Raw genomic sequence first — 13,969 nt, 5'->3', positions numbered from 1 at the left:
CGGCCGCGACCCCTAAAATGAAAAGCATTTCCGATTTTCTTTCTAAATTCAGAAATCTTGAGCGTCCTGACGCCAAAAAAGAACAGATCAGCCAGATTATCCAACAGGAAACAGGGGCAACTCTTTCTAAAGAACAAGTAATTATTCAGGGTAATTCTCTTTTTATAAAATTAGGAGGCGTGGCCAAAACAGAAATTTTATTGAAGCGGCAAACTATACTAGAACGAATATCAAAAGAGATTTCCGGAATTAAATTTGAAAATCTCCACTAGGGACTGACATCGAAATTACTTACAGCCTCTCCTTTATTTAAAACATTGTCGTAGGCCACCGCTCTCAATTCGTTGTGGGCGGCAATATTTTGAACATCTGCCGGCACAAAGGAGAAAAAGAACGGACTTTTATCGGCCGTGCCAATATAGCTGCCGTTAATGTAGTAATCAACTTTAGAAAGGGGGAAGGAGCCTTGGCTGCTGATAGAAATAGTAATCCTTTGATCTTTTGGATAAGTAGACCCATTTCCCGGATTGGTGATGGAAATTTTGGGAGCGGCCGCCTGAGTGTGAACATTATCAAAGCCGGTGGGGGCGGTTGAAGAAGGGGTTGTGCTGCTAGTGTAACCGGCGGTGGCAGCCCAACGGGAAACGCCAGCCTCCCAGTTGGCGAATTGGGGGTCCGCCGCCGGATTCGTAGGCGGCGGACCTTGCGGATCATTCTTATTCACGTAATAAAGAATTTCATGAACATTATTATCATAAACGTCCTGCCGCATCTCTGGTGGAGTATCTGGCGTGGCCAGTAATCCCGTACTTTTATCAAGCGTGTAAGCAACATTACCCTGCCAAACTCCACGCAACACCGGCTTCATATTTGATTCATCAATAGGGGCTGGTGGTTTAAATTCATCTGCCGAATATTGAGGCAAAACAGCATCCATAAACTTTTTCCACATTGGTGCCACAATTGTGGCAGCCGCTTGTTGGGCCATCGGTGTGTTGTCATTGTTTCCCATCCAAGCGCTAACCGAAATATCAGGAGTGTAGCCGATAATCCAAGCGTCACGCGAATTATTTGTCGTACCAGTTTTCATGGCCACGCGCTGGCTGCCAAAATAATGCGAACCAAAAATCGGAGCGCGAGCATTATTATCCGATAAAATATCATTCATTTCTTCAGCGGTTTGCTCCGGAATAACCTGCTCCGGCGTGTCGGTGGCGTATTGTTCCAAAACCTTTCCGTCACGATCCACCACACTTAGAATTCCAGTGGCCGGATTTTTCGCTCCGTTGTTGGCGAAAACTCCATAAGCTTCGGCCATGTCCAGGGGAGAAACTTCGCCGCCTCCAAGTACTAAGGTCAGTCCGTAAATGGCTGGACCGGCGTTGAGGCTCTGAATACCCATAGCGTGGGCGGTATCGAGAGAAGCCTGAATTCCCGCCAGATATAAAGCTTTCACTCCCGGAATGTTTCTCGACTGACCGAGAGCGGCTCTAATTGTCATCGGTCCTTGATATCCGCCTTCATAATTTTGCGGATCATAACAGGTAGTTCCAGAATTAGTTGGAATGTGGTCCGGCGTACAGTTGGCATTGAACTCTGTATCCACATCGAAAAGAATAGTGTCGGGAGTGTAACCTTTATTAAAAGCGGTGGCGTAGACGAAAGGTTTAAAAGAAGATCCCGGCTGGCGATGGGCAGTAGCCACATTAAAATTGCCGTCAATTTCTTTGCTGAAATAATCTCGCGAGCCGACCATGGCTAAAATCTGACCGGTTTTTGGATCAGCCGCCACTAACGCTGCGTTACTAGCTTTAAACTTTTTCCCATTAGTGTCGACATAAGTTTTGACAATATCTTCAGCTTTTTGCTGGACGGTGTAATCAAGTGTAGTAGTAACTTTCAATCCGTCGTTCTGAACCACATCCTCACCATACTTATCTTCAAGATACTGAACAATATACATCGAGAAGTGCGGAGCTTTTATGCTGTTAATAGGTTGAGAAACAAAAGCAATTTTTTCCGCCAGGGCTTGATTGTATTGATCCTCGGTAATAAATCCATTTTCTTTCATCTTACTGAGAACTAAATTTTTGCGATTCTCGAGCGCGTCACGATGGGCGCCATAAGGAGAGTAATAACTTGGAGCCTGAACCATGGCGGCCAAATAAGCCGATTGGGCCAAAGTTAAATCAATGGCATGAACACCGAAATAGGCCTCACTAGCTTCTTCCACTCCGTAAATATTGCCTCCATAGGGAATGATATTTAAATAAAGATTAAGAATAGTATCCTTGTCGGCCTGCTCCTCCAGCTTAATTGCTAAAATCCACTCCTTGAGTTTTCTGGTAGGACTTTTACTGTTATTTAGAAGAGAATTTTTAATTACCTGCTGAGTAATGGTAGATCCGCCTTGAGTGGTGGTGAAATGAGTAAGATCATAAAGCAAAGCTCGAATAATTGAGGAGGTTTTTATGGCGCCATGCTGGTAGAACCCCGCGTCTTCAATAGCCAGCGAGGCATTTTTAATGTTCGGGGAAATTTGATCAAAGGGCACGACGGTTCGGCGCACCTCGCCACCCAAATCATAAAGCAAGACATTTCCAGTGCGGTCGTAAATTTTAGTTGATTGGCTGATCAGGCGATGGTCAAAAGAATTAAGATCGGGAATTTGCAAACTGGCTGCCCAAAGCAAGGTGGTGCCGACAAAAAATAAAAAAAGGACAATAAGAATGGCAATAGTTTCTCTGATTAGACGACCGCGACGCCGAGGATTGCGCAAAGCTCTGAAATACCAGATTACTCCACGCCAGAAAAGAATCATGGAGGTGACAAAATAGGCAAGCAGGGTGCGAAACACCAATTTAGCGCCGCGCCAGCTTTGAAGGTGGCGCAGAATCCAGCCAAAAGTATTGGCCAAGTAATCAACCTCATCAATGAGGGACTTAAATAAACGTCGTAGCATTTACCAATCTATGGTAGCACATTGAAAGAGGGAAAAATACCAAAAAAATGAGGCCTATGCTACATTTATGAGTATGAAAGAAAGCAATCTGGACGAAATTTTGAAGCGCGGGGTGGAAAATATTTTCCCCAATAAAGAGATGGCTCAAAAAATTCTCCAGCACAAAAAACAAAAATTTTATTTAGGAATTGATCCGACCGGTCCGTCTTTGCATTTAGGGCACGCTATTAACTTAAGGAAATTGGCCGAACTTCAAAAACTTGGGCATAAAATTATTTTAGTAGTAGGAGATTTTACCGCCATGATTGGAGATCCCACAGGGAAGGACATCATCAGAAAGCCACTTAGCGCCAAAGAAATCACCGAAAACGCCAAAAATTATCAAAATCAAGCCGCTGTTTTCCTGAATTTTGAGGGCGAAAATCCGGCCGAAATTCGCTACAACTCGGATTGGCTTAGTAAAATGAGCATGATTCAATTGCTGGATTTGGCCGCCCACATGACAGTAGAGCAGATGCTGAAACGAGACATGTTTGAGGAAAGGATGAAAAATGAGCGGCCAATTTTTATTCATGAATTTTTGTACCCGCTTCTCCAAGGTTACGACAGCGTCGCTTTGGAAGTTGACGGCGAGCTCGGAGGAAATGATCAGACTTTTAATATGCTTGTCGGACGACAATTGCTGAAGCAGATTAAGAATCAGGAAAAAATTGTTATCGCCATGAAACTTTTAGTGGACTCAACCGGCAAGAAGATGGGAAAGAGCGAGGGAAATATGGTGCGTCTTGATGATGGGCCGAATGAAATGTTTGGCAAAGTAATGAGCTGGACGGACGAGATGATTGTTGTCGGTTTTGAATTATGCACTGATTTTTCAGAGGCTGATGTGGAAAAAATTAAAAACATGTTGAAAGAGGGAACGAATCCTCGCGATTTGAAAGAAAAATTAGCCATGGAGATCGTCAAAATTTATCATGGCGAAGAGGCGGCCGAAAAAGCGGTCTTAGCTTTTTCGGCCGCCTTTCAAAAAGGCGAAATTCCGGATCACATTGAAGCTTTTAAAATAAAAAAGGGCGCCAATCTGGGAGAAATTCTTCTTGAGCAAAAAATTATCAAATCAAAAACTGAATTTACTCGTCTTATTAATGAGGGAGCGATCTCCGTAGTGGGCGGGGCCAAAATTACCGATAGAAATTTTCAAATCGAAGAGCCGCTCTCTCTAAAAATCGGCAAGAAAAGATTTATTAAACTGGAGATCTAATAAACGCAAAATCCGCCCCGAATGCTGGACTCGGCTTGCGCCAAATCCAGCATTCGGGGCGGATTATTTTTCTTAACCTTGGAACTGAAATCCTTCGTCTAGCTCCTCGTCGTTGACGAGATAAGCATTCTCTTCATCTTCAAATTCCGAGCTTTCCAGATCAAGGTTGTCGTCTTCTACTACCTCTTCTTGATCCATTGCGTCGGCTTGAAAATCTTCACTATACATTTAGCAATGATCTAGCTACTAATGCCATATTTGTAACATGCTCAACTTAAAAATCAAGGGTTTTGTCAAGGGCCTGTGGATAGCTCAAAAACCCTTTAAAATAGGCCTTTTAAATCTTTACAAAAAGTACACAATAAAAAACCGCCCCCTAGACAGGAAACGGTTGCGACGGCTTTAATCCCAGGATTTCCACCACCTTGTTCACCACCGCCATATTAACCATTTTATCCACCACCTCGCTGCATCCATCTTTTTGCATTTGTTCCCGCGTTTTTACCTCGGAGGAAGTCGCAAGAATAGGAACCGAGTACGTAGCGCGAATTCGCCGAATCAAACCTCCGCTGTTGTAAGGTTGGTTTTTGCCAACATGGCCGTCGATCACTGCAAGATCGAAGTCAATCCCCTGATCTAAAAGGGAATTAGCCTCTTCAAGAGTAAAAGCGGGTATTACCTCTAAGTCATAGCCATCGGCCTCCCAGATAAGACCCCATCCTTTTAAAATGTTTTTATAATCTTCCACAATAAAGACCTTTTTCATCCAAAATCGATATTAATCGCTTTTAAGGAAAAAGCAAGGAAATAAAAGAGGCCGCGCCCTTTGGGCGCGGCCTCTTTATAAGTCCTTATCTTGTCGAGCTGCCGTTGTTAATAACGGTTGTTGAAGATGAATTAGTAGTGGACTGATACGTTGGGATCGGTACTACCACCGTGCTGCCATTATTGGTGTCTGTAGCGGGAGCTGGAGCGCTGTTATTTCCTTTTACTCCGAACCAGAAGATCAAGAAGATGATCAGAACGACGATAATAATACCGATGATTAAACCTGAACCGAATCCGCTACCCCCATCATTATTTTGTGGAGGAGGGTTGTTTACAATTGTTGCCATGTTAATAATTGATTAACTGATAAATAATGCCTTACAATCTAAGACGCTTGAGAAGAGACTTACTTACCTTACTCCTAAAGACGAGCTGTGGCAAAGTAAGTCAAGCCGACGGCAATGGCGTCGTACTCGTCGTCGTGAGCAATATTTTTATCGATAGTCACCAACTTCTCGATCATGGAAATAACCTGCTTTTTATCGCCGCCACCGTAGCCAGTCACCGCCACTTTAATTTGAAGAGGGGTGTATTCAAATAACTTCATGCTGGCACACAGTGCTTCGTAAGTAACTACTCCCCGAACCTCGGAGACATGCATGGCAGTCTTCTGATTATTGGTGAAATACAAAGTTTCAATAGCCAAAGCCGCCGGTTCAAACTCCTTAATCAGTCTTTTAATCTCCTGACCAATTAAAAGTAACCTTTCTTCAAAGGGTTGCTTGGCTGAAGTTTTGAAACAGTTGGAATAAATAACTCGCTCTTTTTCTCCGGGATTCTTCTTTATAATTGCTACCCCCAATCGCTCATACCCCGGATCAACTGCCAAGATTTTCATATCATTATTCTACATTAGTGAAAACGGCCTGAACATCTTCATTACTTTCAAGCTCATCCACCAGCTTTTCTAGTTTTTCCAAATCGCTATCCTCTAATTGAACTGTAGTTTTTGGCAGCCATTCTCGATCTTTTCTTTCAAAAGCCCAGCTGGCGGCCCCAATGCCGGCAAGCGAAGAGTCATTTTTAGAGAGAATAAATTTCATTTCTTGGGCTGATTTATTTCGATTGTCAGTGAGCACTTCAATCATAATGGCTGATCCGCCCGGGCCATATGCTTCGTAGGTAATGGCTTCCATTGAACCGGTATTGCTTTCCGTTCCTTTTTTAATCGCTCGCTCAATTACGTCTTTGGGCATATTTTCTTTGCGAGCTTTCTCAATCGCTACCGCCAAACTGGGCGAGCTGGTCTTGCCGGCCGCCTTTTTGGATTCCACTGTAATTAAACGCCCCAACTTCGAAAAAAGCTGACTTTTCTTGGCATCAGTGGCAGCTTTTCGATGTTTAATTTGTGACCATTTATTGTGGCCGGACACTTCAGTTAAAAGTTAAAAGTAAAAGGCTTAGTTTTTATATAATTTTTTAACTTGATTTTCAAGTTTGGAAATTATTTTTGAGTCCGTAATTTTTTGAAAACGCGGGAACGTCTTATCGTTTTTAATCACCGATTCTAAAAACATAGCTCGCGGCCGAACATCCCAGTGTTTACCGGATTGATAAACTTGGGCACTTTCATAAAGTGGACGATAAACCACCATCTCTCCGGCTTTCCAATCTTCAATTTCGGTATGGTGGCCGATATTTAAAACTTCATAGGCATAATCAAAAACGCCTTTCGTCGAATCATGTTTGTAGTGATAATAAAAACCCGGCTGTGGTTCCATAATACTTTATGAACTTTATAACCTTATAAACCTTACGAACTACAAGAGTTTCTCCTGTAGGTGATCAGGCATCTTAACTTTTAAATGCTGGTAGCCGCGAGGGGTGGCTGTGCGGCCGCGGGCCGTTCTCTCCAAAAAACCGATTTGAATGAGATAAGGCTCATTGAATTCTTCGATGGTCGCCTCTTCCTCGGAGAGAGAGGCGGCCAAAGTATTTAGACCGACCGGACCGCCGCTGAATTTATTAATAATAGTTTCGAGAAGCAGTCGGTCCGAATTGGAAAGCCCAACTTCATCAATGCCGAGAAGTTTCAGAGCCTCCAGCACCATCTCTTTGGAAAGAGTGACCTTTTTGATTTGGGCATAATCGCGACAGCGTTTTAAGAGATAGTTGGCGGTTCGCGGTGTAAAGCGACTGCGCTTGGCAATCTCTTTAATCGCTCCTTCATCAATATCAATCTTTAAGATTTTAGCCGAGCGTCGAACAATTTCCTCGATTTCTTTTTCGGTATAAAACTCCAGACGGAAAACTCCACCGGAGAAACGAGAGCGAAGCGGGGAAGAGAGTAGGGCAATTCGAGTAGTAGCCGCGATCAAAGTGAATTGGGGCAAATCCAGCTGAATGGTGCGAGCGGACGGACCCTTGCCGATAATAATATCCAAAACTCCCGACTCCATGGCCGGATAAAGAATTTCCTCCACCGCCTTATTAAGACGATGAATTTCATCTATAAATAAAATGTCGCCGGCTGAAAGATTGGTCAGAATGGAAGCCAAATCGCCAACCCGTTCAATGGCCGGGCCGGAAGTAATCTTCATTTGGGCGCCAATTTCTTTGGAAATAAGGTGCGCTAGAGTGGTCTTGCCCAAACCGGGCGGACCGTAGAATAAAACGTGTTCAGGTGGATGATTTCTTTCTTTAGCCGCTGAAAGAAGAATATTTAAATTTTGTTTAATTGGCTCCTGTCCAACATAGTCGGCCCATTTCGTCGGCCGCAAAGTCTGATCAAGGGCCTGATCTTCCACAAAGACTTTTTCTTCGCCAGCGGGCGCTTTACTTTCTGTCATGACAAAAGCATAACACAAAAAACCGATGACTTTTTTAACCGCTCACTTTACCAGAACACAACTTTTCCCCACTGAAAAGCTTGCAGTTATTTTTTAGCTGAATAGGATGAAAATAGAAAATCGACAAGATAAATCTCTCAGCAATGCTTTCAATGTGATCAAAAGTTAAGCACTTCTTGTAAGGATAACACCAGCAACCCCTCTCCAAAAACATCATTTTGGAAGGGTTGGGTTATTCTCCTTGCTTAGATGCTGTTCTCGGAGAGAGGCACCAGAGTGTCCTCTAAGAAGAACCAGTAGCTCCTTGCGGAGCTAATTGCTGAGAGATTTATATTGTCGATTTAGAAATTACTTTCTCCAATATCCTATCATAAATAAAAGGAATTGTCAATATTGCGGTGATTACAGATTCAAATACTGTTCGATGTTTACCACGCGGCCAAGTTCGGAAAGAGAAGTGACGCCCTTCAAAACTTTTAGCACCCCGTCCTGCTCCATAGTTAAAATTCCTTGAGGTCTCGCCGCGATTCTAATTTCTCGCTCGCTTGGGTTTTCTTTGACTACTTGTTCAATTTTTTCGTCCGTTAAAATGGCTTCGAAAATTCCGATTCTGCCTTTAAAGCCTTGATGATGACATTCCGAACAGCCCACCGGCTCATACATAGTTTTTACCGGCACTCGAAATTCTTCCAAATAAATTGAAGCAATTACTTTTTCCAAAGTGGTTTTCGTACTGGCGGGAACTGCCACTTCTTTTTTACAAACAGGGCATAGCACTCGCACCAGACGCTGAGCGATAGAAACATTAATAGCCGACGAGAGCACTTTTGGATTTACTCCGAGATCAATTAGACGAGGATAAGTACCGGCGGCGTCGTTGGTGTGAAGGGTGGAGAATACCAAGTGACCGGTAAGAGAGGAATTAATGGCAATTTCGGCCGTCTCTTCATCTCGAATTTCTCCAACCATAATGACATCAGGGTCTTGTCGAAGAGCCGCTCTTAATCCGGAAACGAAGGTGTAGCCTTTCTTCGGTTCTACCTGCGTCTGAACAATGCCGGCCAAGTGATACTCGATGGGATCTTCAATAGTCAGAATTTTAATTTCCGGATTGTAAATACGGCGCATAAAAGAATAGAGGGTGGTGGTCTTTCCGGAACCGGTCGGACCGGTGGTTAGAATCATGCCGTTTGGTTTGTTAATTTCCGCCTCCAGAATTTTGAAAAGGCGCGGTTCAATACCCAGTTCTTCAAGGGGCACGGTAATTGATTTTGGATTTAGTAAACGGAGCACGATGGACTCGCCATAATTTCCGGGTAAAACGGAAGTACGCACTTCGATCTCGTCTCCCGAAACTAAAATACTGAAACGACCGTCTTGGGCATTTTCTTTAATATTTAATTTCAGGTTGGAAAGGAGTTTAATGCGCGAAAGGAGCAGATTATAAGTTTCATTATCAAAATTCAGCACGTCTACCAAGACTCCATCCAGACGATAGCGCAAGCGAGTATGGTCTTCTTCCGGTTCGATATGAACATCAGATGCTTTTAAGGAAAGCGCGCCGGCCATGATGATCACTAAAACGCGCGAGATACGATAAGTTTTCTTAATTGTCAGAGCCTCATTAATTAATTTTTGAATATCCTGCATGCTGTTTACCTGATGCAGAAAAGTTTCAATTTCCTGATTGGAAATATCCAGAGAGCCGGCCTTTGTTTCAAGAGCGAAGGAAAGATCTTTGTAACGACTCCAGGCTTTTTCCAAACTTTCAGTTGAAACCATGTAGACGATCGGGAAGTAACCTTTTTCTTTTAGTTCATTTAAAGTTTCAGTCGTTGAAGGATTGTTCGGGGTCTGAATGGCCACTCGAATATTTTTATTAACCACATCAAAAACAGCCATTTTATTGCGACGGGCGGCTTCTTCCGGAATAAGACGCAGGGCATCTGTGTTAATGGTGATGCGAGAAAGATCAATGTACTGAAGGCCGTATTTTCCAGATAAGATTTCCGCCAGCTTTTCCTCTTCGCTCTTTTTCAGGTCGGCCAGGCGAGCCTTCTGTTTTTCTTCGTTGAATTGAACCATTTATTAGGTAAATAATAGCCTTTTTTAGGGGGGTTTTAAAGGCGGAGGGGCTGAAGGAGGGCGGCTGGCGACCTCAGCCGCCCTCCTTGACTTTTTCTCTAGGAGTGATATAATCTAGAAAAGTCAGTTTCACGTCAGTAAACCTCAACACGGAAAGAAAAAATGAAACAGCTTCTGCTCTTTGTCAGTCTGCTGGCTCTTGCCAGCGTCAATAACCTCAAGGCCCAAAACAACGAAGACAAGCTTCAGGCCGAACTCGACCGTCTTTCGGCCGAGCAAAACGATTCAAGCGAAAACATGACGATCGCAACCGTCACAACGACCCGCGACTCTCACCGGCCGAAACCCGATGTCAGCCGTGGCCGTTACGGAACCCCTCAAGGGTATGCCCCGCTCAGCGTTTTCAAAGGACGTCATCCTTACACCGGACCTGAATGCCTGGAAGGGCTCGGATACAAATCGGCAGCCGAGCTCGGATGGACGGGGCGGCTGGTCTACAACCAGATGCTTCACAAGGCGGAAATTGTTCCGCTCAGCGCTTCGGCCATGATCTACTACGATACAGCCACCAAGCAGCCCATCTATATCGATGGATGCATGCGTAACGGCAAAGCGTACAAGAACATGATTGCCTTTGTGGAGGAACAACCCGCACCGCCACAACCGCGCCACGCCGAGATTCATCTGCGAAAGGCTCCGGTTGATTGTGTCATCGTTCGCGTCCATGACTGCTACGGCAATGTCCGGGAAGTGAAGATGACGCACGCGCAAGCGGAAGCTTATGTCGCGAGTCTGCAACAACCTTCTGGACGATTCGAATCGTACGCCACGAATTCGTTCCCGCCGCCAAGACCTTATGGTTACGGCGGGGGACCCGGCGGATATAATTCGCACGGTTCGGGCAATGTGTTCGGGGGGATCCTCAACGGTATCACCGTTGCCATCGGTAATCAGATCAACAGCGGCAATCACTATGCATCGGCGCCACATGCTCCAATGCAAAGACCGCCCGGTAGCCATCCACGCCGAGGTTAAATCTTTCAGGTTCGAATCCTGACAGTACGGCGAGTTCATTTTTGAACTCGCCGTTTTCTTTTATTTAGATAGATTAAGGGTCGTGCTAATATTTCAAGATGAAGATTGACAGTAGAAGTTTGGATGAAACTGGAGTGGTGGCGGAAAAGTTTTTAGATTATTTGAGGGATCTGAAGGGAGAGGAAGGCGCCCAAATCGCCGGTTTAATAGGCGATTTGGGTGCCGGCAAAACTACGTTCGTTCAGGCACTGGGTCGGCTCTTAGGAATCAGAGAATCTATGACTAGTCCGACTTTCGTGATTGAAAAAAATTATGAACTCGCGGGCGATCCAACATGGAATAAATTAATTCATATTGATGCTTACCGCCTCCAGAACGGCGAAGAATTAATGAAGTTGAATTTTGAGGAAATAGCAGCTGACCCCAAAAATCTGGTATTAATAGAATGGTCGAAGAACGTGGAAAGCGCCTTGCCCAAAAATTATCAAAAGATTTATTTTAAGTTTATTGACGAAAATACTCGAGAAATAAAGTATTAAATGCCAAAAGCTCCGAAAACGGAAAAAGTGAAAATGGAAAACCAGCGACTGGTTTTGTTGGATGCGCACGCCATCTTACATCGGGCCTATCACGCGCTGCCGGATTTTGCTTCCAGCAAAGGGGAAGCGACTGGCGGACTGTATGGAATTTCCACCATGCTCATTCGTATCATCCAGGATTTGAAACCGGATTATTTAATAGCGGCTTATGATTTGCCTGAACCGACCTATCGACACCAGGCTTATGAAGCTTACAAAGCCGGGCGTAAAAAAGCCGATCCGGAGCTGGTTTCCCAAATGACTCGTTCGCGAGATATTTTTGAAGCTTTTAATATTCCTATTTATGATAAGGCCGGTTTTGAAGCCGACGACGTCATCGGCACTATCGTTGAGGAAGTCAAAGATATTTCTGGAGTTTGCGTCGTCATTGCTTCGGGCGACATGGACACTTTGCAGCTAGTAAGAGGGAAAGATGTACAAGTTTTCACTCTACGCAAGGGACTGACGGATACAGTCATGTACGACCAGAAAAAAGTGGAAGAGCGCTTCGGCTTTCCGCCAGCACTTCTAGCAGACTACAAAGGATTACGCGGAGATCCGTCGGACAATATTATCGGAATTGCCGGCATTGGCGAAAAAACCGCCACCATTTTAATTCAGCAATTCGGCACCGTTGAAAATATTTATAAAGAACTGGAACAAGGCGATGAGAAATTTAAAAAAGCCGGTTTAACTGATCGCATTATCAAGCTTTTAAGGGAAGGAAAAGAGGAAGCCCTCTTTAGCAAGATGCTGGCCACGATTCGACGAGACGCTCCAATTGAATTTAAGTTGCCGTCAAAAACTTGGACAGAATCAGTCGATCTGGATAAAATCGAAACCCTTTTCCGCGATCTGGAATTCAGAACATTAAGTGCTCGATTAAAGGAGGTTTTAAGTGGGGGTCCGAAAGGTGGCCAAACAAAATCTCAATCAGCCACTTATGATCCAACAGATGCTCCTTCCTCTTCATCACCAACTCAATCAAGTCTCAATGAAGCTTTTGACGAACCGATCGATCGGGCCGAACTAAAAAGGGTGACTTTGGCTCTATGGGTTCTCGATTCCAATCTCACTAATCCGACTCTTGATGACGTTCTTCATTTCGCTAAGACCAAGTCCTTCGCCAAAGCCGCCGAAATTATTCTCGGCGAAATCCGCAAAAGAAAACTGGAAAAGGTTTATGAAGAAATTGAGTTGCCACTCATTCCGATTATTGAACGAATGGAGAAACGCGGGATAAAAATCAATCGCACTTATTTATATGACTTAAGCAAAAGCTATCATCAGGAGCTGGCCAAACTTGAGAAGAAAATTTGGAAGGAAGCCGGTGAAGAATTCAATATTAATTCGCCAAAGCAGCTCGGCACGGTTCTCTACGACAAGTTGGCTTTGAAAGCTAAAAATATTAAAAAGACTGCCGGCGGAGCCCGCTCCACTCGGGAATCAGAGCTTCTAAAAATGCAGGAGCTTCATCCGATCATCGGCTTGATATTAAAGCATCGCGAACTCCAGAAATTACTCTCCACCTATATTGATACTATTCCGGTTTTGGCTGACGAAGACGATCGCCTTCATTCAACTTTTTCTCAAACAGGCGCCGCTACTGGACGCATGTCTTCGAACAATCCTAATCTCCAGAATATCCCAATTAAATCCGAGCTTGGGCGCAACATTCGGAAAGCTTTTATTGCGGACAAAGGTTACAAATTAGTGGCCTTTGATTATTCTCAAATAGAATTGCGTATTGCCGCCATTCTTTCCGGTGATCCCAAATTAATCGAAATTTTTAAAACCAATCAGGATGTTCACACGGCCGTAGCAGCCCAAGTTTTTAACGTGCCCCTTGAGATGGTGAATGCCGAAATGCGTCGACAAGCCAAAGTTATCAACTTCGGGATTTTATATGGTATGGGAGTGAATGCTCTCAAGGCCAATCTAGGGGGCACCCGAGACGAGGCCCAGAAATTTTACAATGAATACTTTAGAAATTATTCCGGTCTAGCCTGGTATTTGGATAAGGTGAAGGCCGATGCGGCCCGGCTAGGATACACCGAGACTCTTTTTGGCCGCCGTCGTTATTTTGCCGGCATCAATTCCAAACTGCCTTACATCAAAGCAGAAGCCGAGCGGATGGCGATCAATGCGCCAATTCAGGGCACCCAAGCTGACCTTATTAAGATAGCAATGCGCCAGATTGACGAGCACATTAAAAGCTCCAAATGGGAAGAAAAAGTTTATTTACTGCTTCAGGTGCATGACGAATTAATTTACGAGATTAAAAATGAATTGGTTGACGAGCTTTCCAAAAAAATTAAGGAAATCATGGAAGGAATTATCTCACCAAAGGAAACTAAAGGAGTACCCATCGTTGCCCACGCCTCCGCGGGGAACAATTGGGGAGAGATGGAAAAGTAAGGAAAAAGGTGCT

Annotated in this window: 14 protein-coding genes; 5 read left to right on the top strand and 9 right to left on the bottom strand. The window is 44.2% G+C overall.

The window, feature by feature from the left end:
- Positions 1-17: 17 nt before the first annotated feature.
- Entirely contained in the window at positions 18-272 is a 255-nt protein-coding gene (locus VFA52_03370) for a hypothetical protein (protein HZS43228.1), read from the top strand.
- Here the strand turns inward: VFA52_03370 and VFA52_03365 are convergent.
- Positions 269-2,962 carry a penicillin-binding protein gene (locus VFA52_03365; GenBank protein HZS43227.1) on the bottom strand — a complete coding sequence of 898 codons (2,694 nt, stop codon included), beginning with the start codon at positions 2,960-2,962 and terminating at the stop codon, positions 269-271. The two genes, VFA52_03370 and VFA52_03365, sit on opposite strands and share 4 nt — an antisense overlap.
- Positions 2,963-3,029: 67 nt before the next feature.
- Here VFA52_03365 and tyrS point away from each other — a divergent pair, with 67 nt between their 5' ends.
- On the top strand, positions 3,030-4,223 hold the full coding sequence (gene tyrS, locus VFA52_03360) for a tyrosine--tRNA ligase (GenBank protein ID HZS43226.1): 1,194 nt from the start codon (positions 3,030-3,032) through the stop codon (positions 4,221-4,223).
- A gap of 72 nt (positions 4,224-4,295) precedes the next feature.
- Here tyrS and VFA52_03355 read toward each other — a convergent pair whose 3' ends face one another.
- The 8 genes from VFA52_03355 to VFA52_03320 all read right to left on the bottom strand — a co-directional run bounded on the left by VFA52_03355 (position 4,296) and on the right by VFA52_03320 (position 9,925).
- The gene (locus tag VFA52_03355) at positions 4,296-4,451 is read right to left on the bottom strand and encodes a hypothetical protein (protein ID HZS43225.1); all 156 of its coding nucleotides are present in this window, start codon (positions 4,449-4,451) and stop codon (positions 4,296-4,298) included.
- 148 nt (positions 4,452-4,599) lie between these two features.
- The gene (locus VFA52_03350) at positions 4,600-4,989 is read right to left on the bottom strand and encodes a hypothetical protein (GenBank protein ID HZS43224.1); all 390 of its coding nucleotides are present in this window, start codon (positions 4,987-4,989) and stop codon (positions 4,600-4,602) included.
- An 85-nt stretch (positions 4,990-5,074) separates the two neighbouring features.
- Positions 5,075-5,338, bottom strand: coding sequence for a hypothetical protein (locus tag VFA52_03345; protein ID HZS43223.1), 264 nt, complete (start codon positions 5,336-5,338; stop codon positions 5,075-5,077).
- 74 nt (positions 5,339-5,412) lie between these two features.
- Positions 5,413-5,889, bottom strand: a complete 477-nt coding sequence (locus VFA52_03340; GenBank protein HZS43222.1) for a crossover junction endodeoxyribonuclease RuvC — start codon at positions 5,887-5,889, stop codon at positions 5,413-5,415.
- 4 nt (positions 5,890-5,893) lie between these two features.
- A complete protein-coding gene (locus VFA52_03335) occupies positions 5,894-6,424 on the bottom strand; it encodes a YebC/PmpR family DNA-binding transcriptional regulator (GenBank protein ID HZS43221.1) in 531 nt (176 codons plus the stop codon).
- 27 nt (positions 6,425-6,451) lie between these two features.
- The gene (locus tag VFA52_03330) at positions 6,452-6,772 is read right to left on the bottom strand and encodes a DUF1653 domain-containing protein (protein ID HZS43220.1); all 321 of its coding nucleotides are present in this window, start codon (positions 6,770-6,772) and stop codon (positions 6,452-6,454) included.
- A 39-nt stretch (positions 6,773-6,811) separates the two neighbouring features.
- Positions 6,812-7,840 (bottom strand): Holliday junction branch migration DNA helicase RuvB, encoded by a 1,029-nt coding sequence (gene ruvB, locus VFA52_03325; protein HZS43219.1) that lies wholly within the window; start codon positions 7,838-7,840, stop codon positions 6,812-6,814.
- A gap of 402 nt (positions 7,841-8,242) precedes the next feature.
- Positions 8,243-9,925: a GspE/PulE family protein gene (locus VFA52_03320; GenBank protein ID HZS43218.1), complete on the bottom strand. Its 1,683-nt coding sequence runs from the start codon at positions 9,923-9,925 to the stop codon at positions 8,243-8,245.
- Positions 9,926-10,087: 162 nt separating this feature from the next.
- Between VFA52_03320 and VFA52_03315 the strand changes: the two genes are divergently transcribed.
- The 3 genes from VFA52_03315 (at position 10,088) to VFA52_03305 (ending at position 13,956) form a co-directional block, all read left to right on the top strand.
- Positions 10,088-10,960 (top strand): hypothetical protein, encoded by an 873-nt coding sequence (locus VFA52_03315; protein HZS43217.1) that lies wholly within the window; start codon positions 10,088-10,090, stop codon positions 10,958-10,960.
- Positions 10,961-11,058: 98 nt separating this feature from the next.
- On the top strand, positions 11,059-11,499 hold the full coding sequence (tsaE, locus tag VFA52_03310) for a tRNA (adenosine(37)-N6)-threonylcarbamoyltransferase complex ATPase subunit type 1 TsaE (protein ID HZS43216.1): 441 nt from the start codon (positions 11,059-11,061) through the stop codon (positions 11,497-11,499).
- Positions 11,500-13,956, top strand: coding sequence for a DNA polymerase (locus VFA52_03305; protein ID HZS43215.1), 2,457 nt, complete (start codon positions 11,500-11,502; stop codon positions 13,954-13,956).
- The last annotated feature ends 13 nt before the right edge of the window (positions 13,957-13,969 follow it).

The organism is Candidatus Paceibacterota bacterium (assembly GCA_035652395.1).
Classification (GTDB): Bacteria; Patescibacteriota; Minisyncoccia; order Phycocordibacterales; family CAJBRS01; genus JADGRH01.
The sequence above is the reverse complement of the archived record's forward strand: the minus strand, read 5'-3'. Positions and strand labels throughout refer to the sequence as shown.